Origin of the sequence: Nocardia sp. SSK8, assembly GCF_037034205.1 — a bacterium.
Lineage (GTDB): Bacteria > Actinomycetota > Actinomycetes > Mycobacteriales > Mycobacteriaceae > Nocardia.
Map to the genome: position 1 here is coordinate 275854 of NZ_JBAGKD010000007.1, position 25028 is coordinate 300881.

Sequence of the window (25028 nt, forward strand, 5' to 3'; positions counted from 1 at the left end):
GTCGAGCGGAAACACGAGGTAGAGACGGAGTTGGGGGAGTTTTGACGCACGCGCGACTCGATCATGTGGATGAAGACTCCGCGCGCGGTATCGTTCGCGCGCCGGATCTCGCCCGGGTGACCATTCTGGCCAAGCACACGCAGGTCGATATGGCCATCCCGGTCGATGTGCCGGTGGCGCTGGTGATTCCGAGCGTGGTCGACATGGTCGCTCAGCACAGCCGATCCAATACGTTCGACAACGAGGGCGAGCGCTACGAGCCCGCCGAATGGGTGCTCGCGCGCATCGGTCACCCGCCGTTCTCGAACTCGCTGAGCCTGGGTGAGCAGGGCGTGCGCGACGGCGAGCTGCTCATGCTCGAGAGCGCCTCGCACACCGCGCCGACGCCGCTGTTCGACGACATCATGTATAACGTCGCGATCGCCGACGCCGAGCACTACCGCAGCTGGACGCCCAAGACCGCCCGGATCACCGGCTCGGTACTGGCCGCGGTGACCATGCTGGTCGGCTGCTTCGGTCTGCTGGCCGCGCCGGGCGCGCTGCCGTCCTGGATCACCGGCTCGGTCGCACTGTTCGTCGCCATCCTGTGTGTGGTCGCGGGCACGGTGCTCAGCCGCATGTACGGCGACACCTCCGCGGCGCTGGTCCTCGGCGGCTGCGCGCTGCCGACCGCGTTCACCGGCGGCATGCTGCTGGTCCCCGATCACTACGGCTGGGCGCATCTGCTGCTGGGCGGGGCGCTGCTCGGCGCCACGGCGGTGCTGGCCTGGCGCGTCACCGGGGTCGGCCTTGCGCTGTTCATCGGCGCGGCGACCGTCTCGGTCTTCATCGTGCCCGCGGCCTTGGTCGGACTGCTCTCGGATCAGCCGGTCAAGGCGGTCGGCGCGGTCGTGGCGGCGCTCGGCCTGGCCGCGCTGTCGCTCTCGCCGCGGGTGTCGATGCTGCTGGCCAAGCTGCCGCTGCCGCCGGTTCCCTCCCCCGGTACCCCGATCGATCCCACCGAGGACGATCCCGACGACCACCGCGCGCTGCCCACCCTGGACGCGCTGCGCGCCCGGTCCGAGCGGGCCCGCAACTACCTGGCCGGACTCGTCTCGGCGACCACCCTGGTCACCGTCGCCGGTGCGCTGCTGGCCACCGACGCGGGCGCCGACGATCCATTCTGGCCCGGCATCGCGCTGGCGCTGGTGTGCTCGGTGGTGCTGATGTTCCGCAGCCGCACCTACGCGGGCGCCGAACAGGCCATCGTGCTCATCGCGGGCGGCGCGGCGATCGTGCTGCTCATGCTGATCGGTGTCTCGGTCGAGATGGAACAGCCGCTGATGGTGTTCGGCGCGGCCGTGACGATCCTGATCGCCGCCCTGGTCATCGGCCTGATCGTGCCGAACCAGTCGGCCACCCCGCCGATGCGCCGGGCCGCCGAACTGCTGGAATACGCGTTCGTCGCCGCGGTACTGCCGCTGGTGTTCTGGGTCGCTGATCTCTACTCACTGGTCCGCGGGCTGTGAGGCTGGGCCTTCGGCTGACGGCGGTCACGCTGGCCGTCGGCCTGAGCGCCGGGGTCGGGCTGAGCGGAACCGCGTCGGCCGACCGACCACCGGCGATCGATATGGGTCTGCTACCCGCCGGTGATCCGGCGGCGCCGCCGGACAAGACCGAGCAGGGTAGCGGTGTGAACGGCATGTGCTACCGCACCCAGCCGACCACCGAGGTCGCCGTTCCGACCAGTCAACGTTCCCTCGACCTCGATCGCGCATGGGAATTCTCCCGCGGCGCGGGGCAGCTCGTCGCCGTGATCGACACGGGGGTCGCGCCGCATCCGCGACTGCCGGATCTGTGGCACGGCGGCGACTATGTGGCGGCGGGCGGTGACGGCACCGACGACTGCGACGTGCACGGCACCGTCGTCGCGGGGATCATCGGTGCGACCAAGATCGACGGTCAAGGTTTCGCCGGTGTCGCGCCAGAAGCACGCATTCTCAGCATTCGCCAGACCAGCGCGCTATGGCAGGCAGAAGGCGCCGGACGTAACAAGTCACCCGACGACTTTCCCGACAGCTACGGCAAGGTGTCCACGCTCGCTGCGGCCATCCGCCGAGCGGCGGATTTCGGCGCAACGGTCATCAACATCTCGCTGGTTGCCTGTACCGACGAGTCGTCGGTAAAAGACGCCGCCTACGGTGCCCTCGGTGCCGCGGTTCGGTATGCAGCGGTGGAAAAGAATGCCGTCATCGTCAGCTCGGCAGGCAATTCTGACAGCTGCAAGAATGGCAATCCGACTCCGGATCCGCTCAAGCCGGCGCAGGACCTGTGGGAATCCATTCGGACCTATGTGAGCCCGGCTTGGTTCGACGAATATGTGCTGTCGGTCGGCTCGGTCGACAACAACGGCGCACCGTCCTCGTTCACTGTGCCCGGCCCGTGGGTAGGTATCGCCGCGCCGGGTGAGGGCATCACTTCGCTGGATGCTCGCACGACCGGCATCTCCAACGGCAAGTACGACAGCCAGGGCAAGTATCTCGCCTACAGCGGCACCAGCTTCGCCTCGCCGTATGTGGCGGGTGTGGCCGCGCTGGTTCGTGACCGGTTCCCCGAGCTGTCCGCCAAACAGGTCATCGAACGACTGGAAGCCACCGCCCACGCACCTGCCGAAGGATGGAACCCCTACATCGGTTACGGCACAGTCGATCCCGTCGCGGCGTTGACCAACGAGGTTCCCACCGAACTGCCGCCCAAGCAGGCCTCACCGCCGCGCAGCGTCCAGCTCGCGGTGCCCGCGCCCGAGCCCGCCCCGGATCATCTGGCCCGGAACGTGGCGCTGATCGGCACCGGGGCGATTGCGTTGATCCTGACGCTCGGTGTGCTTGCTTCGTTCCCGATCCGCCGCAAGTTCGGGATGTCCTCGGACGATCTCTGATCTACGACAAGGCCGTCGGGACTGTGCCGGGTTTTCACCCGAGCACAGTCCCGACGGCCTTAGTCGGTGACGCGATGAGGCAGTCGGCCTCCTATCGCGGCGACCCGCGGATCAGAAACCCAGGGCGCTCATGCTCCACGTTCCATCACCCGCGTACTCACAGCTGTAGATCGGATCGTTGGCTGCTTTACGAGGCGGCTTTGCCATCTGACAAGCTTCTTCGGACGGGTACCGCGTCCGCGCCCGATCATGCTACGTGACCTGGATCACAGCCAACTCCGGAGCCGGGTTACCCTGCTCGCACAAGCGAGGGCAACCGAACTGCCGCTCATTGACAAATAAAAGCCCGCAGCCGGTCGGTCAGGACCGGCTGCGGGCTATCCCCCGACAGGATTCAGTTGACCTGGGCGACCGGCTTCTTCGCGGGTGACGGGTCCGGGGCGATGCCGTCGTGGGCGACCATGGCGTCCTCGCGGCCCAAGCTGGGGCCACCGGCCAGCAGGCCGATGATCGGCCAGGGGGCCGGTTCGGCGGTGACCGATTCGAGGCCGAGGGCCTTCACCGCGTCGGCGTTCTTGATGCCGAAGCGGACGCCGGTGTCGGCGATGTAGAAGAGGCTGTCCTTGCGGCGGCTGTCGGGCTCGATGCCGGTGGACTGGACGTAGGCGCCGGAGGCGGGCGGGATGTAGACCGAGTCGGCGTTGGGGCCCGCGCCGTCGGCCTGGGCCAGGTCGACCAGCTTGGCCTTGTCCGGGATCGGCAGGTCGATGCCGGTGAGCAGCTCGAGTTCCGCGCGGGCGGTGCCGTCGGCATTGTCGGTGGCACCGGCGATGGGCTTCCAGGACATGCAGCTGACAGGCTTGTCCTTGTCGGAGACCAGGTTCGGGCGGTCGGCCGGGTAGTGGTCCACCTTCAGCGGGTTCTGCACCTTCGGCGCGTAGGTGCGGTCCGTGGACTGGATGGTGGTGCCGTTCATGATCGTCGGATAGAAGTTCCGGATGATCTGCGCGGTCAGCGCGGAGATCGGCTGCAGCCCGTCCTGGAGCACCACGTAGTTCTGGTTGGACTCGTTGAAGACCTGCACGACGTCACCGATCCGGTGACCGCTGACGTTGTAGGTCGGCACACCGCCCGGGTTGTCGATGGTCGGGGTGATGATCGGCAGCACCTCGGGAATCGCGTTGAGCAGACCCTCGCTGATGGTGCGCGGGGTCGCGCCGCTGATCCCGAGCGCCTGGACGACGGGGGCATCGTCCATCTTCACGCGCGCCCGCTTGCCGTCGTACACCAGGTAGACCGCGTCCTTGCCCTGGACCAGCAGCGCCTTGCCCGCATCGAGCTTGGCCGCCTTGGCCCCCAGGTCCAGCGAACCCGCCAGCACCGAGGTGGTCAGATCGGCGCTGCCGTCGGCCTTGAGCCGGTCGCACACCGTCCAGATCCGGCCCTTGCCGTCCTTGTCGTAGAGGATCGACGTGGGCGCGCCGGGAATGCCGATGAGCTGGCCGCGCGGCTTCTTGCTCAGCTCGGATTCCTTGACCACCGCGGCCTTCGACGCCTCACCGGCGGCCAGCCGGGCGGAGGCGAGGTTCAGCGCGGGGTGCACGACATTGTCGATGACCACGTAGACGCCGCCGGATTCCTTGGCGATCAGGATCTTGTTGTCGCCGATCTTGTCCTGCGGCTTGAGCAGCGCGAGCACGCCACAACCGGCCAGCACGACGATGCCGAGCACCAGTCCCACCACATAGGCACGGGTCTGCGCGCGCATCGGATCGTGCAACATGCGCACGTCCCGGCGCACCAGGGCGTGCTCCATCCGCCGCACCAGGAAGCGGTAACCGCTGACCTGCCAGCGCGTTGTGGGTTTTGAAGGCATGGTTCCTCCCCCGAACAGTGCTCTCGTCCGGGCAACACAGTACAGTTCCCCGCAGCACTTGTTCGCATTCGGCTGTCGGCCGGGTACCTGGGGGAGGAACGAATGGCCGAGTTCACCGGTACGGGACCGCGCCCGCTGTTCGGCCGGATCACCTTGCCGCATCTGCTGACCGCGCAGGTCATCGGCCTGATCGTCGGGGTGATCGCGGTGGTGGCCGGGCTGAACCCGTGGATCGCGCTGGGCATCGGCGTCGTGGTCGCGCTGATCCCGCTGATCCCGCTCGGCAAGCGTCCCCTGCTCGACTGGATCGCCACCCTGCGCCGCTACTTCGGCAAGCGCGAGTACACCCTCGGTGACACGGTCGACTTCCGCGACACCGACGGCCGTTCCCTCGGCCTGTACTGGGACGGCAGCCGGGTGGTCACCGTGGTCGAGGTGCTGCCGCCGCGCGGCGGGCTGACCCGCATCGCCCGCACCACCGTGCACGCCTCGCACCTGCTCCCGCTGCCCGAGCTGGCCGCCTGCCTCAACCAGCACGACATCCTGCTCAGCGGCATCGACATCATCAGCCACGGCCACCGCAGCCGCTCCGGCACGCCCGCGGGCGCGATCTACGAATCGCTGCTCGGCCCATTGCCCGCGACCGCGCACCGCACGGTCTGGCTGGCCATCAGCTTCGACGCGGTGCGCTGCCCGGACGCGGCCGAGCGCCGCGGCGGCGGCACCGACGGCGCCTCGCGCGCGGTCACCATCGCCACCCAGCGCATCATGCGCACGCTCGAGGACGCCGACTGCAACGCCCGTATCCTCACCGCCCCCGAGATCCGCAAGGCCGTGCAGCAGATCACCGCGGGCCTGGATCCACGCACGCTCAGCGAGCGCTGGAAGTACGCCGAGATCGGCAACGCGGTCAATATCGGCAGCGCGGTCGACCCCAAGCAGCTCGGTTCGGACCTGCTGGCCCAGCTGTGGGTGGCGCCCTCGCGCGGCACCACGGTCTCGGTGCGGCTGCGTCCCGGCAGCGACGCCGAATCGGTGAGCGTCGGCGCGGCCTGGCGGCTGACCGCCCGGGAGCTGCCGGAGAAGGCCAAGACCAAGGGCATGGTGTCGATGAACGGCCGCCACCGTGACGCGCTGCTCGCGCACCTGCCGATCGCGGTGCCCGGCCTGGACGACACCATCCCGACCACCGAGTACCCGATCGACGTCATCGGCGCGCTGCACCTGCCCTCGGCGGGCTGTGGTCAGCTGCTCGGTTCCGACGACGAGGGCAACGGCGTCGCGGCCAGGATCATCGGTTCCGGCATCTCCACCGTCTACGTGGCGGGCGAGCTGTATCTGGCCCAGCAGCTGGTGTTCCGCGCGCTGGCCGTGGGTGAGCGGGTGCTGGTACGCACCGACCGGGCGCAGGCCTGGGAGCACCTGGTGAACACCGTCGGCAACCCGGAACGGCTCACCATCGCGGTCGAGACCCACCAGTCCGACGCGGGTTTCACCGCGACCATCGTCGACGGCGTGCTGGCCCCGGCCCCGCACGCGGGTGTCACCACCATCTACCTCACCGGCGACCCCAACGGCTGGCCCGCCTCGCGTCCCGACCTGGAGATCTTCCAGCCGGGCGCGGTCGGCAACCGGGTGGTGCTGCGCACCGGCACCACGCGGGTGAACCTGAGCCTGGTGTCCATCCCGCGCGAGGCGACCTACATCGGTCAGCCGCGCGGGCAGCGCCAGATGGCCAGCGCCTAGCCCGGATAGGGATCGGCGGTCCGCGCAGCGCGCAGCGTCCGCCCCCACCAGGCCAGCTGGCCGAGCATCCGGGCCGACGCGTCGGTCGCGGCGCGATCGTCGGTGGCACCGGCGGCGTCGAAGCGGCGCTTGGCCTGTGCGAAACTCACCGACTCGCGCACCGAGACCATGTGTAACTCGGCGACCACCTGCCGCAACTGCTCGACCGCGCGCAACCCGCCGGAGAGCCCGCCGTAGGACACGAACCCGATCGGCTTGGCCCGCCATTCGTGTTTGACGCTGTCCAGCGCGGTTTTCAGCGATGCCGGATAGCCGTGGTTGTACTCCGAGGTGACCGCGACGAACCCGTCGGCCGCCCCGATCCGGTCCCGAAACCGCGCCACCTCCGGCGTCTCGACCAGGTCCCCCGGGAGCACGAGCTCACGCAGATCCAGCACCCCGACCTCGAATTCGGGCCGCTGCCGCGCCGCCGCGAGGAACCAGTCCGCCACCACCGGCGCGAACCGCTCGGGACGGGTGCTGGCGACGATGACCTCCAACCGCAACGCTGTCTCCATCCGCCGAGCCTATCCCCGCGCGCGCCGGGCTTGACCTTCACGCATACGTGAAGCTTTAGCGTCGGGCCATGATCGAGACCATCGCCCGCACGAGCAGTGCGATCCAGCTGATCACCCGCCCCGCCGGTTTCCCGGCACCGACCGATTTCGCCCTCGTCGACCTGCCCGTCGCCGAACCCGCGCCCGGCCAGGTCCTGATCCGCAACCTGTTCACCTCGCTCGACCCCGGCCTGCTCATGCGCATCGGTGACTATCCGGGAATCCCGCTGCCACCCTTCGGGATCGGCGAACCGCTCAGCGGTGACGCGATCGGCGAGGTGGTGGCGTCACGGGACGCGAGCCTGGCGCCGGGCACCCTGGTGGTGCACCGGCTGGGCTGGCGCGACTACGCGGTGACCGAGGCAACAGCGGTGCGCGCGGTCGACGCACACGCCTACGACTCGCCCTCGACCCATCTCGGCTTCGGCCTGGCCGCCTACGCCGGACTCACTGAGGTGGCCGGGATGCGCCCGGGCGACACGGTTTTCGTCTCCAGCGCGGCGGGCGCCACCGGCGGACTGACGGGTCAGCTGGCCCGGCTGCTGGGCGCCGGGCGGGTCATCGGCAGTGCGGGATCGGCGGCGAAGGTGGCCTACGCCGTCGACGAACTGGGCTTCGACGCCGCCTTCGACTATCACGACGGCCCGGTCGCCGACCGGCTGCGCGCGCTCGCCCCCGACGGGATCGACGTCTACTTCGACACCGTCGGCGGCGACCAGCTGCGCGCCGCCGTCGAGGTGATGAATCCGGGCGGGCGCGTCGCCCTGTGCGGCGCCCTGGCCCGCCAGCGCGCGGGCGGCACACCCGATGCCGGGCCCGGCGACCTGCTGCCGGTGATCGGCAAGCGGCTGACACTGCGCGGGTTCACCGCGTTCGACTACCCGCACCTGGTCCCGGAATTCGGTACGCGCCTGCGGGAATGGCTCGCCGAGGGCGCGATCACGCAGACCGAGACGGTGGTCGACGGCCTGGCGAACGCCCCGCGAGCGCTGCTGGATCTGGTGCGCGGGAGGTATCGCGGGAAGGTTGTCGTGCGGCATTCGCGTTGACCCGATCACCACAGCGGCGAAGGGATGATCATGCTCATCGGGGAACTCGCAGCGCGCACCGGGGTGACGCGGCGGGCACTGCGCTTCTACGAGGAACTCGGCCTGCTCACCAGCGAGCGCACGTCCGCGGGCTATCGCCGCTACGACGAGGAGGCCGTCGCGCGGGTTCGCAATATCCGCGAACTGCTCGAGATCGGCTTCACCGTCGAGGACGTGCGCGCCTTCCAGCCGTACCTGGATCGCGAACTGCCCGAACAGTTTCCGTTCGAACCGCGCTGTGTCAACGGGTACGCGGCAGTGGGGCGACCGCGGGTGGCCGAGCTGAACCGCCGCATCGCCCGGCTCACCGAGCTGCGCGATCGGCTGGTCGAGCGGATGCCGTGGCTGGCCGGGGAGGATCCGGCACGCTGAGCCGCCCCGTCCACACCGCGCGCGATCGATCGGGCACGATGGTCCGGTCGTGAGTCGTAGGCGGGGTGGTGACGCGAAGGGGGAAGTGGTGATCATCGGGCGATGGCAGCTGGTGGAGACCCTGGGGGCACCGGATACCTGGTCGATGCTGACGACCGGGACCACCCCCCGGGACTGGGCTTCGTATCAGCGGGCGATCCCGGCCCGGCTGCGACCGCTCGTCGCCACCGCGCACGCCACCGGGGCGCCGGTCGATCAGGTTCTGCCGAAGTCGCGAAATCCCTGGTCGGAGGCCAACTTCCGAGCCGTTCCCGTGCTGTGGGCCGATGCCGGGGTACACGCCGTGCGGGTGTGGGTGGGTCCGCAGGCCCCGGCCGAGGAACTCGGGGTCGCGCCGTTCGAGATCGACGCGCGCGCCCGCGTGGTCCGCACCATGCCCTCCGGGCTGGGCCCGCATTTCGGGTCAACGCCGGTCGAATACACCGGGGCCGAACAGTTCCAGCGCATCGAGCGCTTCGACGGCGCGCTGGACGTGGTGGCGGCGCTGACCCGTTCGGAGCCCGGCAGCCGGTGGTCGGCCATCGCGACGGTGCGCTCGGCGAGCGGACCGCGCTCGCTGCTGCTGGCGGCCCGCAACAGCGCCGCCGAGCGGCGCCGCTTCGACTGGCGCGGCCTGGCCGTGGATGTCACCGACAGCGTTGTCCCCCAGCCCAAATCGTTCGAGGCGGCCACGCTGGAACTGCTGCGTGACACCCAGCCGGGGCTCTACCTGGTCATCCTGGACACCGCCCAGGTGCGGGCGGTGCGCTGGGTGACCGAGCCGGTGCCGGGCCTGCGCTGGCGCGGGGTCGACGAGCGCACCGTGCCGCATCCCGACGACCGCGCCCGCATCGCCGCCGTGCGCGCGCAGATCATGGCGGGCGCCACCAGGGCCGCGCTGCCCGCGCTGCGGCTGGCCGCCGAGAACGGCGGCTGGCTCACCGCCGACGTCGAGGTCTCGCCGCTGCCCGGCAGCGACGTGGTGCCCACCTTCGTGCTGGCTCAGCTGCAGGTCACCACGCCGCCACGGTGAGCGGGGTCAGGGCAGTTCGAAGGGCAGCGAGACCCCGGCGTGCACGCGGCAGCGGTCGCAGGTCTCGGTGCCCTCGACCGCCGAGACGGCCCGGCGCAGCAGTTCCTTGAACGGGCCCAGGTTCTTCTTGAACTCGGCGAACACGTCCACCGCATGCACGCCGTCGCCCTCTTCGAGACCCGCGTCGAGATCGGTGATCAGCGCGACCGCCGAGTAGCACATCTCCAGCTCGCGGGCTAGCACGGCTTCCGGGTGCCCGGTCATATTGACCAGGTCCCAGCCCTGCCCGGCGAACCAGCGGCTCTCCGCGCGGGTGGAGAAGCGCGGGCCCTGCACCACGACCATGGTGCCGCCGTCCTCGACGCGCAGATCGTCACCCGCGGACTTGACCGCCGCGGCACGCAGCTCGTCGCAGTACGGATCGGCGAAGGAGACGTGCACCCCGCCGCCGTCGAAGTAGGTCTGCGGGCGGCCCGAGGTCCGGTCGACGAGCTGATCCGGCACCGCGACGGTGCCCGGCCCCCAGTCGGCGCGCAGGCTGCCGACCGCGCACGGCGCGAACACCCGGCGCACGCCCAGCGAGCGCAGCGCCCAGAGGTTGGCCTGGTAGGGCAGGGTATGCGGGGCGAACTCGTGCTGTTTGCCGTGGCGCGGCAGGAAGGCCACCGCGCGACCGTCCACCTCGCCGATCGCGACGGGCGCGCTCGGGGCGCCGTAGGGGGTGTCGACCTCGACGTGGGTGGCGTCGTTGTCGAAGAAGTCATAGAAACCGCTGCCGCCGATGACGGCGAGGGCGGGCCGGGGAAGCGAACTCATACCGGTGATTCTCCCGTCTTGGCTGGTCGGGCGCGGCACCGGGATCCGACCTGACAATACCCGCCGGATTCTGTACCCTAGGGGGGTATCAGCTCGCCCGGCGAGCACCCCGGCAGGCGAGGAGACCACGGTGACCGCACCCACCCCCGAGACCGAGCCCGGCTGCGACCACGCGGCCCACGGCTACATCACCGCCAAGGACGACTACCTCAAGCGCCTGCGCCGCATCGAGGGCCAGGCCCGCGGCCTGCAGCGGATGGTCGAGGAGGAGAAGTACTGCATCGACATCCTCACCCAGGTCTCGGCGATGACCAAGGCCCTGCAGGCCGTCGCGATGGGCCTGCTCGAGGACCACATCAGTCACTGCGTCGTGGACGCCGCGGTCGCGGGCGGCCCCGAGGCCGAGGCCAAGATCAAGGAAGCCACCGACGCGATCGCCCGCCTGGTCCGCTCCTAGGTGTGTGCGGGCTCCCGGCGGGCGATCCGGCCGCTGGGGGTGCGGAAGGAGGTCGGCCGGTCGGTGTGCGGGGCCGGGCGCGGCGACCGGTTGACGTCCAGATCCGCGAAGATCACGCCCTCCTCGCCCTCGCCCAGCGGCGCGGCGAGCTCCAGCCCGCCGGGCCCGAAGATCCGCGAGACCCCGCCGCCGCCGTGCAGCAGCCGCCGATCGGGCATCCGCGCGTCGACCACCTCCCAGCCCGCCACCGGCACCACCGCGACCGGCGCGATCACGTGCGTCGCGCCGTCCATGGCGTAGCGCACGCTGGCGGCGGTATTGAGTTCCGGACCCCACTCCTTGCCCTCGCCGTAGTACACCGTGAAGCCCGACCAGGCCGCGATATGGATCTGCTCGCGTTGTTCGTGCATGCGGGCCCGCAGTTCGGCGCGCAGATGATCGGCGCCGCCGAGCACGCCGACCCGGCCGTGTTCGGTGTCGCGGACGAGCAGGCCGCCGTCGGACGGGCTGAACACGGTGCGTTCCAGGCCGGTGGGCTCGGCCTTGCGGACCACCGAGATGGTGCCCTCGCCGTCGATCAGCGCCTGGGCCATGAATACCTCGCGCCCGGCCCGTTCGGCGAAACCGATCGAGACGTGAATGCCTTTCCGCCGCGCCGCGTAACCGATCGCCCGGAGTTCGGGTCCGTCGGCGGTCAGCGCGTTCGACAGGTACCTGGCCAGGAACTCCTCACCCCAGTCCACCGAGTTCAACCACATCCACCACGGAAATCCCGGCAGGAATGTCTCTGGAAAGGCCACCAGCCGCGCACCCCCGTCGGCCGCCGTATCGATGTATTCGATGGCCTGCTCGACCCCCGCAGACAAGTTCAACCACTTCGGCTCGGCTTGCACCGCAGCCACGCGTACTCGGCTCATCCCGTGACCCCTGTCGCTCATCCGTGAAAAGTGTTCGATTCACTCTCTCGCAGATAGGCGCGCACCAAACTGTCATACCGTGCCAGGCGACTGACCGTCCGTGCCAACCCGCCGAAATGCGACCGGCATCGAATTCGGCAACACCGACAGTATTCGCCGCGAACGTATTCCGATCAACCGGCGGGGCACAGCGAGATGGCCGCGCGATAGTCACCGGGGGTCATCCCGAGCTCGGCGTGGAATACCCGATAGAAGTGGCGCTCGGCGCTGAAACCGGCGGCCGCGGCCACTTCCCGGACGGACCGCGACGGGCAGTCGCGCAGTAATGCGCAGGCATGGTCCAGCCGCATCCGCAGCAGCCGCCGGGCCGGGCTCTCCGCACCCTCGAACAGCCGGTACAGCGTGCGCGGGGAGACCGCGAAGCGGCGGGCGACGGCCTCGACCGTCAGTTCGGCGTCGGCGCAGCGTTTGCGCATGAAGGCGAGCACGCGCGCCCTGGTCAGCTCGGCCGTGGGCGGCTCGCCCGGACCGGCGAGCAGGTGCAGCGCCGAGGCCATCAGGCCGGGCCCGTGCGTGGCCAGTTCGGCGGCGCGGACCGGGTCGGTGCGCTGCAACCGGGCCAGCCCGCGGAAGTACGCGCCGACCGCGGCCGCGGGATGTTCGGGGCCGACCGCGATCGCGGTGGGCACGGTGCGTGCCGCCGGACCGGCCGCCGCGGCCAGCCGCGCCATCGGCACCTGCACGACCACCTTGTCGAACGGTTCGTCGATCTCCCACCGGTACGGCCGGGCGCTGTCGTAGAACACCATGTCGCCCGCGCCGATATGGGCCTCCCGGCCGTCCTGGTGCATCACTCCGCGCCCGCTCAGATAGATGCTGGCCAGGATGTAGCGGTCCGCGGCGGCCGCGACCAGGCGGGGCGTGCGCCGCACGGTCTGCGCGGCGGCCTGCACCGAGGTGACCAGCAGCCCGTCGAACTCGGTGGCCGCGATCCGCCCGCCGAAACCCTCGACGCGGTGCGGCGCGACGGCCAGCGGGATGTAGGTCTCGCTCATCGCCGCTTCCCACCGCTCCAGCGCCACTTTCGGCGCGAGCTCGGGGCCGCTGCGCACGTCGACGAGCGCGCTGCGCGCCGCGCTCATGCGGTAACGCCGCGCAGCCCGCCGCCGGTCGGCGTCGCCGCGAGCATCCGGTACTCCCCCGGTGTCATGCCCATCTCCAGCCGGAATGCCCGGAAGAAATGCCGTTCGGAGGCGAAACCGGCCGAGAACGCGACCGAGGAGGCCGGGCGGCCTGGTTCGCGGGCGAGCAGCGCGCGAGCGCCGTCGACCCGCATGCGCCGCAGCACGGCGCTGAGGCTCTCGCCCACATCGTCGAAGAGCCGGTAGAGCGTGCGGCGCGAGACCAGACAGGATCGGGCGATCTCGTCGACGGTCAGGGCCGGGTCGGCGCAGTGGCTACGCATGAAGGCCAGCACCTGTTCGCGGGTGAGCGCCTGGGCGGGCTGGCCGGTCGGCAGGTCGCCCGCGGCCAGGCGCACGGCCGAGGACAGCAGGTTCACCGCGTTGCCCGCCAGCACCGCGGCCTGACCGGGCGCTTCGGCCTGGATCCTGGCGAGATCGCGGAAGAACCCGGCGACCACCCCGCCCGCGCTGTCGGCGGCCACCCGCACCGCCGTGGGCAGGTGCGCGCGATCGGTGCCGAACTGCTCCTCGACCACGGCCATCGGCAGCCGGATGACCACCTGCGACCAGTCCGCGGCCGACAGATCCCAGTGGTAGGGCCTGCTGGTGTCGTAGAAGACCATGTCACCCGGGGTGACCTCAGCGACGCGACCGTCCTGATGCAGCGAGCCCAGGCCCTCGGTGAGGATGGAGACCAGCAGGAACTCCTCGTCGGAGCGGCCGATACAGCGCTCGGTGCGCCGCACGAACTGCCCGCTCGCGCCGAGCGTGGACAGGTCGAAGTCCGGCATGCTCGCGCGTTCGATCCAGCCGTGGAAACCCCCCTGCCGGTCGGAATCCACCGCCAGTGGCACATAACTGGCCGAGAGCATCGACTCCCACCGCGCAAACGATTCGTTCGCGACGTGAGGCCCCGACGAGTCCACGCCAACCACCTCGCTCCCCAATCCGAACTGATCAGCAAACAATGAGCGTCCCGGAATAGACCGACGCTCCTGGTCGCTGAGCCTGCCAGATCATCCGATCCGTTTCCACCGAAACGCATCCATTCGCGCTCACCGCGCATGCTCAAAGATTCAACTAGCACGGGCTACTACTGGTGATATCCGTTCGGAGAACAACATATTCGAAGCTCTCGACGTGAGGTATATCACCTCGAACCCCCGCGCATCGGCCGTTCAGGCGACGGCGGTACCACCCCGAGCAACAATCCGGTATTCACCCGGCGTCATGCCGGTGGCGGCCCGGAAGGCCCGATAGAACTGACGTTCGGTGGCGAAGCCCGCGGCGAGGGCCACCTCCGCGATCGAGCGCGGATCCCCGGACTCCAGCAGCGCCTGCGCGCGCTCCACCCGCAGCCGCCGCACCAGCGCCCCGAGCCCGCCGTCGAGGTCCTCGACCAGCCGATACAGCGTGCGCCGCGACACCCGGCAGCCGGTCGCGATCCGGTCGGCCGAGAGGCCGGGATCGGTGAAGTGCGCGTGTACGAAATCGAGGACCTGCTGGGCGGTCACCGCGTCGGCCTGGGCCCGTCCCGGCTCGCGGCCCGCGGCGATGGCGGCGGCCGCGCCGAGCAGATCGATACCGCCCGCCGCGAGCACCGCCGCGGCCGCGGCGTCGGTGGCGTGCAGGTCGGCAACCCTGCGGAAGAACCGGGCCAGGGTGAACCCCACTTCGCCGCCGCCGATGACCCGGCCCGCGGGCAGCGCCTCGGCCCGCACGCCGAGGAAGTCCACCACGCGCTGGCGCGGCACCCGGATGGTGAGGTCCTCGATCGGGGCGTCCGCGCGCCAGCGGATGGGCTGGGTGGTGTCGTAGAAGATCATCGAGCCCGGGGTGAGCTCGACCCGGTGACCCGCGTGTTCCACCTGGGCCGAGCCACCCAGCACCACACTGCCGATGACGTGGAATTCCCCGGCCCGGGCGATATGGCGGCGATTGCGCCGCAATTCGTGGCCCTGGGCGACCACCGTGCCGATGGCTACCTCGCCGAAATCGGCCGATCTGATCCGCCCCGCGAAAGTGCGCGGCACCGTCGGCGCGATGGCCACCTCGGTGAGCGCGCCGGTGACCAGTTGTTCCCAGTATCCGAACGCGTCCGGGCCCGGGATCTGCTCGGTCGAGCAGACCTCGGGGAATCCCTCGAACGCCATGGCGAGATCATGGCATGAACTCAGCCCAGCGCCTTGGCCTTCAGATGATCGAATTCGGCCTGGGTGATCGCACCGGAGTCGAGCAGCTTCTTGGCATCGGCGATCTGCGCGGCGGGGCTGGTGCCCGCGGTCTCGCGAATGTAGTCGTCCTGCGCGGCCCGGATCTGTTTCGCCTCGGCTTCGGCGCGCTCGGACATACTGCCGCCACGCACGATCAGATACACCAGTGCGGTGAGCAGCGGCAGGATGAACAGGAACACCACCCAGATCGCTTTCACCCAGCCGGAGGTCTTCTTGTCCCGGAAAAGGTCGGAAATGATCATGAAGAGCAGCAGCAGATACGCGATGAATGCGAAGCTCATGATGATGAGCCAGACAACGTCCCAGAACGACATGGTGTTCCCCTGAATCGTTTTATCCGGCAATGATTTCCCGGGCGATTGCCGATGCACCCGCCTTCGAGGGGGAAGTTAGCACCGAATGGTTATATCGACCAAGGAGAACCGCCGCGACCGCTCTCACCTGCGCGGGTAATTCACCACCGGCGGGTTGCCGATGGTTTGCGGTGCAGGTGAGGTCGGCCCGTGCGTCTCGAAGCGGCATCGATGTCGGTGCGCCACTGGCGATCACCGCCGACGGGGGCGCACAATGCGGCGCGCACCGGGAAATCAGTCCCCGCAGCATCCCTCGTCCGGCGCGGGCACCGTACGCAGTTCCCGGGTTTCGGCATTGCGGGCGGCCAGCTCGGCGTCGGCGGGATAATCCACCGCGATCAGGCTCAGGCCGTGCGCGGGCGCCACGGTGACCGAGCTCGACCGGGCGGTCTCGGCCAGCAGGCCGCCCACCCACTCCGGTGTCCGACGGCCCTCCCCGACGGCCAGCACCGCGCCGACCAGACTGCGCACCATCGACCAGCAGAAGGCGTCGGCGCTGACATGGGCGGTCAGCGCGTCGCCCTCGCGCACCCAGTCGAAGCGCTGCAATTCACGCACGGTGGTGGCGCCCTCGCGACGGCGGCAGAAGGCGGCGAAATCGTGCAGTCCCAGCAGGTTCCGCGAGGCGGCGCGCATGGCGTCCAGATCGGCACCGGGCTTGCAGGCCACCACACTGCGCGCACGCAGCGGTTCGGCGCCGTAGGGGGCCGTGGTGAGGCGGTAGACGTAGTGGCGGCGCAGGGCGGAGAAGCGGGCGTCGAACTCGGCGGGCGCCGGGCGCGCGGCGGTGATGCGCACATCCTTGGGCAGGAAGCGGGCCATCCGGTGCAGGAGTTTGGCGCCGTCGAACTCGGCGGTGGTGTCGAAGTGCGCGACCTGGCCCTCGGCGTGCACCCCGGCGTCGGTGCGCCCGGCCACGGTCAGCTGGATCGGCTCCCGGAACACCTTCGACAGCGAGTCCTCCAGCACGCCCTGCACCGTGCGCAGGCCCGGCTGACGCGCCCAGCCGGTGAAATCGGTGCCGTCGTAACTGATCCCGAGCCGCACCCGGGTGGTCTCGCCGGTCTCCTGCATCGCTTCCTCTCCGCGTGAAAAGAACCGAGCCCGCCACCCACGCGGGGTGACGGGCTCGATCGAACTACCTGAAGATCAGGCGTCCTTCTTGTCCTCGGTGGCCTCGTCGGCGGCCTCGGCGACGACCTCTTCGGTCTTCTCCTCGGCGACCTCGGCGGCGGGCGCCTCGGCCTTCTGCGACGCGGCGACGCGACGGGCCCGGTCGGCCTCGTTGGTCACGGTCTTCTCGCGGACGAGCTCGATGACGGCCATCGGCGCGTTGTCACCCTTGCGCGGCAGCGCCTTGGTGATGCGGGTGTAGCCACCCTCGCGACCCTCGAACGAGGGGCCGATCTCCGCGAACAGGGCGTGCACGACGTCCTTGTTGCGGATGACCTTCAGCACCTCGCGACGGTCGGCCAGGGTGCCGCCCTTCGCCTTGGTGATGATCTTCTCGGCGTACGGACGCACCGCCTTGGCCTTGGCCTCGGTGGTCGTGATCCGACCGTGCTCGAAAAGCGCCGTGGCCAGGTTGGCGAAGATCGCCTTCTGGTGCGACGCCGACCCGCCGAAGCGGGCACCCTTCTTGGGCTTAGGCATGGGATTCTCCTTGGGAAAGATCGTCCGGGGTGCCCCCCGGAGATCTAGAGCTGTTCGGTCTCGGCGTAGTCCTGCTCGCCGCCGTCGGTGTCACTGAAGGTGCCGGAATCGCTCCAGGTGCCGGTGCTCGCGTCGTAACCCACCACGGAGGACGGGTCGAACGAGGCGGGCGAGTCCTTCAGCGAGAGGCCGAGCGCGTGCAGCTTGACCTTGACCTCGTCGATGGACTTCTGGCCGAAGTTGCGGATGTCCAGCAGGTCCGACTCGGTGCGGGCCACGAGCTCGCCCACCGTGTGCACACCCTCGCGCTTGAGGCAGTTGTAGGACCGGACGGTGAGGTCCAGGTCCTCGATCGGCAGCCCGAAGGAGGCGATGTGATCCGCCTCGGCCGGGCTGGGGCCGATCTCGATGCCCTCGGCTTCGACGTTGAGCTCACGGGCCAGCCCGAAGAGCTCGACCAGGGTCTTACCGGCCGAAGCCAGCGCGTCCCGGGCCGTGATGGAGTTCTTGGTCTCCACGTCGAGGATGAGACGGTCGAAGTCGGTGCGCTGCTCGACACGGGTGGCCTCGACCTTGTAGGTCACCTTGAGCACCGGGGAGTAGATCGAATCCACCGGGATCCGGCCGATTTCCGCACCGGTCGCCTTGTTCTGCACGGCGGGCACGTAGCCGCGGCCCCGCTCGACGACGAGCTCGATCTCGAGCTTGCCCTTGTCGTTCAGGGTGGCGATGTGCATGTCCGGGTTGTGCACGACGACGCCAGCGGGCGGCACGATGTCACCGGCGGTGACGGTGCCCGGGCCCTGCTTACGCACGTACATGGTGACCGGCTCGTCCTCTTCGGAGGACACGACCAGACCCTTGAGGTTCAGGATGATGTCGGTGACGTCTTCCTTCACACCGGGAACGGTGGTGAACTCGTGCAGGACACCGTCGATGCGGATGCTCGTGACCGCGGCCCCCGGGATGGAGGACAGCAGGGTACGACGCAGCGAGTTGCCGAGGGTGTAACCGAAGCCCGGCTCGAGCGGTTCGATGGTGAACTTCGAGCGGTTCTCCGCCACAACCTCTTCGGTCAGTGTCGGACGCTGGGAAATCAGCATGAGGATCTACTTCCTGTCAGGGCGTCCGCTATTTGACGCCTAATCAGTGATTGCAGGGGCCGCCACTGGGTGCGGCCCCTACCTCCTGCGGGTGTGCCGCCCATTGTTGGACAGGACGGCCCACCAGCGGCAGCAAATTACTTCGAGTAGTACTCGACGATGAGCTGTTCCTGCAGCGGCACATCGATCTGGGCACGCTCGGGGAGCTGGTGCACCAGGATCCGCAGGCGGCCGGGGACGACCTGCAGCCAACCGGGAACGGGACGCTCGCCCACGGTCTCGCGCGCGACCTGGAACGGCAGGGTCGGCAGCGACTTCTCCTTGACATCGATGATGTCGTACTGGGAGACCTGGTAGCTGGGCACGTTCACCTTGACGCCGTTGACGACGAAGTGGCCGTGGCTGACCAGCTGGCGAGCCTGGCGACGGGTACGCGCCAGACCGGCGCGGTACACGACGTTGTCCAGACGCGACTCGAGCAGACGGAGCAGGTTGTCGCCGGTCTTGCCCTTGAGGCGGTTGGCCTCTTCGTAGTAGCGACGGAACTGCTTCTCCATGACGCCGTAGGAGAAGCGAGCCTTCTGCTTCTCCTGCAGCTGCATCAGGTACTCGGATTCCTTGATCCGCGCGCGGCCGTGCTGGCCGGGCGGGTAAGGACGACGCTCGAACGCCTGGTCGCCTCCGACGAGGTCGACGCGCAGACGACGCGACTTGCGGGTGATGGGGCCTGTATAACGAGCCATTTTTTAGCTGTTTCCTTTCCCGCTAGACGCGACGGCGCTTGGGCGGCCGGCAGCCGTTGTGGGGCTGGGGGGTGACATCGGAGATCGAGCCGACCTCGAGGCCAGCGGCCTGAAGCGAACGGATCGCGGTCTCGCGGCCCGAACCCGGGCCCTTCACGAACACGTCGACCTTCTTGACACCGTTCTCCTGCGCCTTGCGGGCAGCGTTCTCGGCGGCGAGCTGCGCGGCGAACGGGGTGCTCTTACGCGAACCCTTGAAGCCGACGTGACCCGACGAGGCCCACGAGATGACATTGCCCTCGGGGTCGGTGATCGAGACGATCGTGTTGTTGAACGTGCTCTTGATGTGCGCGTGGCCGTGCGGGATGTTCTTCTTATCCCGGCGACGCGACTTCTGAGTCTTCTTCGGGCCAGCGGCCCGGCTCTTCGGAGGCATACGCTATCCCTACTTCTTCTTGCCGGCGACGGTCTTCTTCGGACCCTTACGCGTACGCGCGTTGGTCTTGGTGCGCTGACCACGCACGGGCAGGCCACGACGGTGGCGGATGCCCTGGTAGCAGCCGATCTCGATCTTGCGGCGAATATCGGCCTGGACCTCGCGGCGCAGGTCACCTTCGACCTTGAACTCCGACGCCTCGATGTAGTCGCGGAGCTTGGTCAGGTCGTCGTCGCTGAGATCCTTCGAGCGCAGGTCCGGGCTGACGCCGGTCTGAGCCAGGATCTCGGTGGCGCGGGTGCGCCCGATTCCGAAAATGTAGGTCAACGCGATCTCCATGCGCTTCTCGCGCGGGAGATCGACGCCCATCAGACGTGCCATGTGGCAGGTTCCTTAATGGTTGCGGAGGTCTGCTCCCTGTCCGTCCCCCCGTCTTCGCAGTGGGGGCACCGGCCTCCGTACCGATGGTTGGCGCGCACAGCCTGCGTGCGTGCTGGAGCTGGGAGTTCTTCTTTTCGGTCAGTCCGATCAGACGATCGGTGCCCGGCGGTGCTGCTGGATCAGCCCTGGCGCTGCTTGTGGCGCAGGTTGTCGCAGATCACCATGACCCGGCCGTGACGGCGGATCACCTTGCACTTCTCGCAGATCTTCTTGACGCTCGGCTGAACCTTCACGTCCGTCCAATCTTTTCTTGGCCCACAGGGGTCTGTGAACACAGTTTTTCCCCAGCCGACGACTGGGGAAGTCTTGTTACGCGCTCCGACCAGGGCCGGAACACCATGCGACGCCGCGTGCCGGTTCCGGCTCGCGGCGTCAGGCAGGTCTCACTTGTAGCGGTAGACAATCCGGCCGCGTGAGAGGTCGTACGGCGACAGCTCGACGACCACGCGGTCCTCCGGAAGGATGCGAATGTAGTGCTGCCGCATCTTTCCGCTGATGTGCGCGAGAACCTTGTGACCGTTCTCGAGCTCGATCCGGAACATCGCATTGGGCAGCGGCTCGACAACTCGACCCTCGACCTCGATGGCCCCGTCTTTCTTCGCCATATCCTCCGCGATCCCGGTTATGCTTCTAACCTGAGTTTGGATTGCCTCGTAGCTGCTCGCTGGCACGCGAGCAGTCGGCGCATGGGTGCACCGCCGCTCAAGCTTACCGGGCGTGCTGTCCTGAGGCAAAAACGCCCCGGACCGTAGCCCGGATGCGGCGCAGTGCCCCGCCCTGGACCGCCCGTCACGACCCGCGGGTTGTCGCGTAAACTCACCGGCGTCCAGATGTGGGTCGAGCAGATCGGGGGACCCTGGTGAGCGAGGCGCGCCGGTGAGCCGCAACAACGACAGCCTCCCCATGTTGCCGCCGTGGCTGTCGGAGAGCGACGTCACACAGGTCGGCTACGAGGCTCCGGTCGAGAACCTGCCCCAGGACGACCTGATCGACGAGGCCCCCAAACGCCGCCGCTTCATGAGCCGCGGCGACGATTCGGGCCGCAAGGACAAGCGCGGCCGCCGCCGCAAGGACCGCGAGCCCGAGGACGTGGCCCCCGAGCCCGCCGACTCCGGTCGGCAGAGCTCCGGCCCCCAGGGCCCCGGTTCCGGCACGCCACAGTCCGGCGCGCACGACCCGCAGAGCGGCCGAACCACCCGCGACCCCAGCGCCGCGCAAGGCTCGCCCCAGCGCGCCCACGACCCGCAGTCCGCCCCCCAACAGGGCTGGGGCGCCACCCCGCTGACCCCGCCCGGCCAGCCGCCGTACCAACAGCCCGCGGACCAGTCCGCCCCCGGCCAGCCCTGGCCGCCCACCGACCAGGCACCGTGGAACACGGCCCAGCGCGCCACCCCACCGACCCCGGCACCCGGCCCCGCCGACCAGGCCCCCTGGAACGCAGGCCAGCCGCCGACCGCGGGCGCACCCGACCAGGCCCCCTGGAACAACGGCCAGCCGCCTGCCACAGCACCCAGCGATCAAGCACCTTGGAACAACGGCCAGCCGTCGACCACGGCACCCAGCGATCAAGCACCCTGGACCACCGGCCAGCCGTCGACCGGCGCCACCCCGCCGATCGCACCGAACCCCACCGCGCCTGACCAGGCGCCCTGGACCACCGGCCAACCGGCGACCGGCGCCACCCCGCCGAACGCAGCACCGAACCCCACCTCCCCAGACCAGGCGCCCTGGAGCACCGGCCAGCCCTCCACACCGACCTCCGGCTCGCCCGACCAGGCACCGTGGACCACCGGCCCCACCTCGGCTCCCGGACCCGGCGCCCACGATCAGGCACCGCGGACCACCGGCCAGCCGTCCTCGGCATCCAGCGCACCCGACCAGACACCGTGGACCACCGGGCCGACCTCGGCACCCGGCCCCGGCACCCCGGATCAGGCACCGTGGAACGGCCAGCCGTCGACGACCGGCCCGCAGGGCGCGGCACCCGGCCCCGGCACGTCCGGCCAAACACCGTGGAACACCGGCCAGCCGACCTCCACACCCGGCACCCCAGACCAGGCACCGTGGACCACCGGCGACCCGTCGGCCGCCGCACCCAGTACCCCCGGTCTGCCCACCCGCACCCCGGCCCCACCGTCGAACGGCTTCACTCCCCTGGGCCCCTCCGCCCAGCGCGAACGCCCCGACCTGCCACCCCCACCACCCCTCCCGGACCCGCCGACCCCCCGCCCCACCGAGGCCCCACCCCGCCTGACGGCCCCCACCCCGCCCCAGCCGACCACCGGCCCAACGGACGGGCCGACAGACACGGCCTCCACCCCCGGTGACGCCCCGGCATCGCCGACGAGTTCCGCAGCCGCCCCCCAGCGCCTCACCGACCCGTCGACCCCCGCCGAGTCGTCCCCACGCATCGCCGCAGCCGAAGCCGCCCTGTCCGCTTCAGCCCAAGCACCCCAGCGCCTCACCGCCCCCTCGGCCCCCGCGGAATCCTCGCCCCGCGTCGCCGCGGCCGAAGCCGCTCTGGCCGCCGCAGCGCAAGCACCGCAGCAAACAGACGCACCGTCAGCCGAAGAGCCCAACCCCCACATCGCCGCAGCGGAAGCGGCATTGGCCGCCGCGGCCCAGGCACCTCAACAAACTGGCGACGCGGCCACCCGCGAGCCCAACCCGCACATCGCCGCAGCCGAAGCGGCATTGGCCGCCGCGGCACAGGCCGGGCAGCGGACCGGGGATTCGGCGGGTACTCGGGAGCCGAATCCGCATATCGCGATCGCCGAGGCCGCGCTGGCGGCGGCGGCAGCCGCTGGGCAGCGGGCAGCTTCCACTGCTGGAGCTGAGAGTGCGGCCGCGGGCGACTCGGCCGAGGCCGAGCAGGCGTCGCCGCGGCTGGCCGACCCGACAGCCGGGCGGCACAGCGCCAGCGGCCCCGATCTCGCGGATGGCAGGCAGCAGGACGGGGCCGGTTCGCGGATTCCGGCCGTTCCCACGCAGTCGGCCAATGCTTTCCGGCAGGCCGGGGGCGAGGTCCCCGACCCGGTCACCTCGCCCGCCGACACCAAGGCCACCGAGGTACACCCGACGGTCGCGGACGAGCACCGCCACTCCAACGCGGTCGGCACGAATCCGGCCACCGGCAGCCTCGGTGACCGGCCGACCTCCGCCACCGGCGGAACCGCCGACCCGCAAGCCTCGGCCACCGGCGTCTCCAGCGACGCTCAGAGCCCGTCCACCAGCGGACCCGGCGACATCCAGGCCGCAGCCACGGGCCTGCCCGGCGATACGCAGGCTTCGGCCACCGGCATGCCTGGCGATACACAGGCGGCCGTCACTGGCGGGCCACGCAATGCGCAGGCCCCCGCCACCGGCCTGCCCGGCGATACACGGGCTTCGGCCACCGGGATGCCCGGTGACGCGCGAGTCTCAGCCACCGGCGCCGGAACCAGCTCGCGTACCGACGATGCCCAAGCCGCCGGTTCGGGCGCAGCCGCCACACCCACGCAGCCCGCTGACATCCCGACGTCCGCGCTCCCCCCGCAGCACTCGCCCTACAGCTCCGCCCCGCAGCGCGCGCCTGGCCCGGACGACCAGTCGCCCTACGCCTCCGGGCAGGCCCCGGCTCACCCTGCGACGCAATACAATTCGATCCCCGGCGACCCCACGCACGACGTGCAGGCCTCGCCCGACGCGCAGACCGAGATGTTCCGTGCCGATGATCCGCGGCTGCAGCCGGGCCCGAATCAGGCCGGTGAGTTCCAGTCATGGCAGGGGCAGCAGGCGCAGCCGCAATCCGAGTACGGCGCAGGCGCTTACGGGCAGGGTGGGCCCACGCAGGACCCGAACCAGTCGCGGCAAGGGTCCGGGCCCGCGCAGGGATCCGGCGAGTTCGCGATGCCCGATGGCGCGCAGCAGGCGTGGCAGGGCCAGGCACCGAACAGCGCGCCGCAGCAGTACCAGCAGGGCGCGCCGCAGCAGTTCGCCGCGCCGGACGGCGGTCAACCCCCGTATCAGGGGAACCAGCCGTATCAGCAGGCCCCGCAGCAGTATCAGCAGCCGCAGCAGGGCTGGGGTGGCAACCCGCAGCAGCAGCCGGGTTTCCAGGCTCCGTCGCTGGACAATGTGCCGGTCAAGCGGGCCAAGAAGGCGCCGGGTAGCGGCTGGCGTAAAGCGGTGCACCATGTTTCGGGTGGTGCGATCAACCCGGGCATGTCCGCCGAGGAGCTGCGCCTGCAGGAACTGGTGGCGCGCATCCGCCAGCCGGTGCGCGGTGACTACCGGATCGCGGTGCTCTCGCTCAAGGGCGGTGTCGGCAAGACGACCACCACCACCGGCCTCGGCTCGATCTTCGCCTCCATCCGTGGCGACCGGGTGATCGCCGTCGACGCCAACCCGGACTTCGGCACCCTGTCACAGCGCGTCGCGTTGCAGACCCGTTCGACCGTGCGCGACCTGCTGCTCGATCCCTCGATCGAGCGCTACTCCGATGTCCGCAGGCACACCTCGCAGAGTTCGAGCCGCCTGGAAGTGCTTGCCAGCGAACGGGATCCGGCCGCGTCGGAGTCGTTCAACGACGAGGAGTACCGCGCGGTCGCGCGGATCCTGCAGCGCTTCTACAACATCATCCTCACCGACTGCGGCACCGGCCTGATGCACTCGGCGATGACCGGCGTGCTGGATCTGGCGCACTCCCTGGTGCTGATCTCCTCGGCCGCGATCGACGGCGCCCGCAGCGCCGCCGCGACCCTGGACTGGCTGTCGCTGCACGGGCACGATCACCTGGTCCGCAACGCGGTCGTGGTGATCAACCTGCCGCGTGAGGGTTCGCCGAATGTCGGTGTGCAGCAGCTGCGTGAGTACTTCCTGTCGCGCTGCCGCGCCGTGCACATCATCCCGTTCGACGAGCACCTGTCCGAGGGCGCCGAGATCGACCTGCACCGCCTGCACAAGACCACCAAGCGGGCCTACGTGGAGCTGGCGGCGACCGTCGCCGACGAGTTCGGCGTCAGCCACCACCGCTTCGGCTGAGG

24 protein-coding genes are annotated in these 25028 nt (G+C 69.9%); 8 read left to right on the top strand and 16 right to left on the bottom strand.

From position 1 onward, the window contains the following. Positions 1-41: 41 nt before the first annotated feature. Positions 42-1508 carry a type VII secretion integral membrane protein EccD gene (gene eccD / locus WA675_RS16245; RefSeq protein WP_336085318.1) on the top strand — a complete coding sequence of 489 codons (1467 nt, stop codon included), beginning with the start codon at positions 42-44 and terminating at the stop codon, positions 1506-1508. Then, on the top strand, positions 1505-2917 hold the full coding sequence (gene mycP, locus WA675_RS16250; RefSeq protein ID WP_336085319.1) for a type VII secretion-associated serine protease mycosin: 1413 nt from the start codon (positions 1505-1507) through the stop codon (positions 2915-2917). Before eccD ends, mycP begins: the two co-directional genes overlap by 4 nt. A gap of 394 nt (positions 2918-3311) precedes the next feature. On the opposite strand, the gene eccB is transcribed toward mycP, so the two are convergent. Next, on the bottom strand, positions 3312-4793 hold the full coding sequence (gene eccB, locus WA675_RS16255) for a type VII secretion protein EccB (RefSeq protein ID WP_336085320.1): 1482 nt from the start codon (positions 4791-4793) through the stop codon (positions 3312-3314). Positions 4794-4895: 102 nt separating this feature from the next. On the opposite strand from eccB, the gene eccE reads away from it, so the two are divergent. Beyond that, positions 4896-6539 carry a type VII secretion protein EccE gene (gene eccE / locus WA675_RS16260; RefSeq protein WP_336085321.1) on the top strand — a complete coding sequence of 548 codons (1644 nt, stop codon included), beginning with the start codon at positions 4896-4898 and terminating at the stop codon, positions 6537-6539. On the opposite strand, the gene WA675_RS16265 is transcribed toward eccE, so the two are convergent. Next, a complete protein-coding gene (locus tag WA675_RS16265; RefSeq protein ID WP_336085322.1) occupies positions 6536-7096 on the bottom strand; it encodes an NADPH-dependent FMN reductase in 561 nt (186 codons plus the stop codon). The genes eccE and WA675_RS16265 overlap by 4 nt on opposite strands. Positions 7097-7164: 68 nt before the next feature. Here WA675_RS16265 and WA675_RS16270 point away from each other — a divergent pair, with 68 nt between their 5' ends. The 3 genes from WA675_RS16270 to WA675_RS16280 all read left to right on the top strand — a co-directional run bounded on the left by WA675_RS16270 (position 7165) and on the right by WA675_RS16280 (position 9667). Further along, positions 7165-8184: an NADP-dependent oxidoreductase gene (locus WA675_RS16270; RefSeq protein WP_336085323.1), complete on the top strand. Its 1020-nt coding sequence runs from the start codon at positions 7165-7167 to the stop codon at positions 8182-8184. A 24-nt stretch (positions 8185-8208) separates the two neighbouring features. Continuing rightward, positions 8209-8595, top strand: coding sequence for a MerR family transcriptional regulator (locus WA675_RS16275; RefSeq protein WP_336085324.1), 387 nt, complete (start codon positions 8209-8211; stop codon positions 8593-8595). An 88-nt stretch (positions 8596-8683) separates the two neighbouring features. Next, a complete protein-coding gene (locus WA675_RS16280) occupies positions 8684-9667 on the top strand; it encodes a GAF domain-containing protein (RefSeq protein ID WP_336085325.1) in 984 nt (327 codons plus the stop codon). Between the two features lie 6 nt (positions 9668-9673). Here the strand turns inward: WA675_RS16280 and WA675_RS16285 are convergent, their stop codons facing one another. After that, positions 9674-10483 (bottom strand): S-methyl-5'-thioadenosine phosphorylase, encoded by an 810-nt coding sequence (locus WA675_RS16285; protein ID WP_336085327.1) that lies wholly within the window; start codon positions 10481-10483, stop codon positions 9674-9676. A gap of 130 nt (positions 10484-10613) precedes the next feature. Between WA675_RS16285 and WA675_RS16290 the strand changes: the two genes are divergently transcribed. Next, the gene (locus WA675_RS16290) at positions 10614-10940 is read left to right on the top strand and encodes a metal-sensitive transcriptional regulator (protein ID WP_336085328.1); all 327 of its coding nucleotides are present in this window, start codon (positions 10614-10616) and stop codon (positions 10938-10940) included. Here WA675_RS16290 and WA675_RS16295 read toward each other — a convergent pair. The 13 genes from WA675_RS16295 to infA form a co-directional block, all read right to left on the bottom strand. Further along, positions 10937-11842, bottom strand: a complete 906-nt coding sequence (locus WA675_RS16295) for a nitrilase-related carbon-nitrogen hydrolase (protein WP_336085329.1) — start codon at positions 11840-11842, stop codon at positions 10937-10939. The genes WA675_RS16290 and WA675_RS16295 overlap by 4 nt on opposite strands. Positions 11843-12030: 188 nt before the next feature. After that, complete coding sequence (locus WA675_RS16300; protein WP_336085330.1) at positions 12031-12999, bottom strand: helix-turn-helix domain-containing protein; 969 nt, start codon at positions 12997-12999, stop codon at positions 12031-12033. Further along, positions 12996-13913, bottom strand: coding sequence for a helix-turn-helix domain-containing protein (locus WA675_RS16305; protein WP_336085331.1), 918 nt, complete (start codon positions 13911-13913; stop codon positions 12996-12998). The genes WA675_RS16300 and WA675_RS16305 overlap by 4 nt, the downstream gene beginning before the upstream one ends. 306 nt (positions 13914-14219) lie before the next feature. Beyond that, complete coding sequence (locus WA675_RS16310; protein ID WP_336085332.1) at positions 14220-15194, bottom strand: helix-turn-helix domain-containing protein; 975 nt, start codon at positions 15192-15194, stop codon at positions 14220-14222. A gap of 20 nt (positions 15195-15214) precedes the next feature. Next, positions 15215-15589, bottom strand: a complete 375-nt coding sequence (locus WA675_RS16315; RefSeq protein ID WP_336085333.1) for an SHOCT domain-containing protein — start codon at positions 15587-15589, stop codon at positions 15215-15217. A 273-nt stretch (positions 15590-15862) separates the two neighbouring features. Further along, positions 15863-16702 carry a tRNA pseudouridine(38-40) synthase TruA gene (truA, locus tag WA675_RS16320; protein WP_336085334.1) on the bottom strand — a complete coding sequence of 280 codons (840 nt, stop codon included), beginning with the start codon at positions 16700-16702 and terminating at the stop codon, positions 15863-15865. A 75-nt stretch (positions 16703-16777) separates the two neighbouring features. After that, positions 16778-17281, bottom strand: a complete 504-nt coding sequence (rplQ, locus tag WA675_RS16325; protein ID WP_336085335.1) for a 50S ribosomal protein L17 — start codon at positions 17279-17281, stop codon at positions 16778-16780. Positions 17282-17325: 44 nt separating this feature from the next. Continuing rightward, positions 17326-18384 (bottom strand): DNA-directed RNA polymerase subunit alpha, encoded by a 1059-nt coding sequence (locus WA675_RS16330; protein ID WP_022567324.1) that lies wholly within the window; start codon positions 18382-18384, stop codon positions 17326-17328. A gap of 137 nt (positions 18385-18521) precedes the next feature. Further along, entirely contained in the window at positions 18522-19127 is a 606-nt protein-coding gene (gene rpsD, locus WA675_RS16335) for a 30S ribosomal protein S4 (protein WP_218717566.1), read from the bottom strand. Positions 19128-19149: 22 nt separating this feature from the next. Beyond that, positions 19150-19563, bottom strand: coding sequence for a 30S ribosomal protein S11 (rpsK, locus tag WA675_RS16340; RefSeq protein ID WP_019045110.1), 414 nt, complete (start codon positions 19561-19563; stop codon positions 19150-19152). 9 nt (positions 19564-19572) lie between these two features. Beyond that, positions 19573-19944, bottom strand: a complete 372-nt coding sequence (rpsM, locus tag WA675_RS16345) for a 30S ribosomal protein S13 (protein ID WP_019045109.1) — start codon at positions 19942-19944, stop codon at positions 19573-19575. A 179-nt stretch (positions 19945-20123) separates the two neighbouring features. Continuing rightward, complete coding sequence (gene rpmJ / locus WA675_RS16350; RefSeq protein WP_011207363.1) at positions 20124-20237, bottom strand: 50S ribosomal protein L36; 114 nt, start codon at positions 20235-20237, stop codon at positions 20124-20126. Between the two features lie 150 nt (positions 20238-20387). Then, positions 20388-20609 carry a translation initiation factor IF-1 gene (gene infA, locus WA675_RS16355; protein ID WP_003418601.1) on the bottom strand — a complete coding sequence of 74 codons (222 nt, stop codon included), beginning with the start codon at positions 20607-20609 and terminating at the stop codon, positions 20388-20390. A gap of 271 nt (positions 20610-20880) precedes the next feature. Here infA and WA675_RS16360 point away from each other — a divergent pair, with 271 nt between their 5' ends. Further along, on the top strand, positions 20881-25026 hold the full coding sequence (locus WA675_RS16360; RefSeq protein WP_336085336.1) for a nucleotide-binding protein: 4146 nt from the start codon (positions 20881-20883) through the stop codon (positions 25024-25026). The last annotated feature ends 2 nt before the right edge of the window (positions 25027-25028 follow it).

Coding starts and splice junctions, on each gene's coding strand:
- eccB (WP_336085320.1), bottom strand. CDS start 4,793: ATGCCTTCAAAACCCACAACGCGCTGGCAGGTCAGCGGTTACCGCTTC.
- WA675_RS16265 (WP_336085322.1), bottom strand. CDS start 7,096: ATGGAGACAGCGTTGCGGTTGGAGGTCATCGTCGCCAGCACCCGTCCC.
- WA675_RS16310 (WP_336085332.1), bottom strand. CDS start 15,194: ATGGCGTTCGAGGGATTCCCCGAGGTCTGCTCGACCGAGCAGATCCCG.
- rpsK (WP_019045110.1), bottom strand. CDS start 19,563: ATGCCTCCGAAGAGCCGGGCCGCTGGCCCGAAGAAGACTCAGAAGTCG.
- WA675_RS16275 (WP_336085324.1), top strand. CDS start 8,209: ATGATCATGCTCATCGGGGAACTCGCAGCGCGCACCGGGGTGACGCGG.
- WA675_RS16330 (WP_022567324.1), bottom strand. CDS start 18,384: ATGCTGATTTCCCAGCGTCCGACACTGACCGAAGAGGTTGTGGCGGAG.
- rpsD (WP_218717566.1), bottom strand. CDS start 19,127: ATGGCTCGTTATACAGGCCCCATCACCCGCAAGTCGCGTCGTCTGCGC.
- WA675_RS16305 (WP_336085331.1), bottom strand. CDS start 13,913: ATGCTCTCGGCCAGTTATGTGCCACTGGCGGTGGATTCCGACCGGCAG.
- WA675_RS16270 (WP_336085323.1), top strand. CDS start 7,165: ATGATCGAGACCATCGCCCGCACGAGCAGTGCGATCCAGCTGATCACC.
- rplQ (WP_336085335.1), bottom strand. CDS start 17,281: ATGCCTAAGCCCAAGAAGGGTGCCCGCTTCGGCGGGTCGGCGTCGCAC.
- eccE (WP_336085321.1), top strand. CDS start 4,896: ATGGCCGAGTTCACCGGTACGGGACCGCGCCCGCTGTTCGGCCGGATC.
- rpsM (WP_019045109.1), bottom strand. CDS start 19,944: ATGGCACGTCTGATGGGCGTCGATCTCCCGCGCGAGAAGCGCATGGAG.
- WA675_RS16285 (WP_336085327.1), bottom strand. CDS start 10,483: ATGAGTTCGCTTCCCCGGCCCGCCCTCGCCGTCATCGGCGGCAGCGGT.
- WA675_RS16315 (WP_336085333.1), bottom strand. CDS start 15,589: ATGTCGTTCTGGGACGTTGTCTGGCTCATCATCATGAGCTTCGCATTC.
- infA (WP_003418601.1), bottom strand. CDS start 20,609: ATGGCGAAGAAAGACGGGGCCATCGAGGTCGAGGGTCGAGTTGTCGAG.
- truA (WP_336085334.1), bottom strand. CDS start 16,702: ATGCAGGAGACCGGCGAGACCACCCGGGTGCGGCTCGGGATCAGTTAC.
- WA675_RS16300 (WP_336085330.1), bottom strand. CDS start 12,999: ATGAGCGCGGCGCGCAGCGCGCTCGTCGACGTGCGCAGCGGCCCCGAG.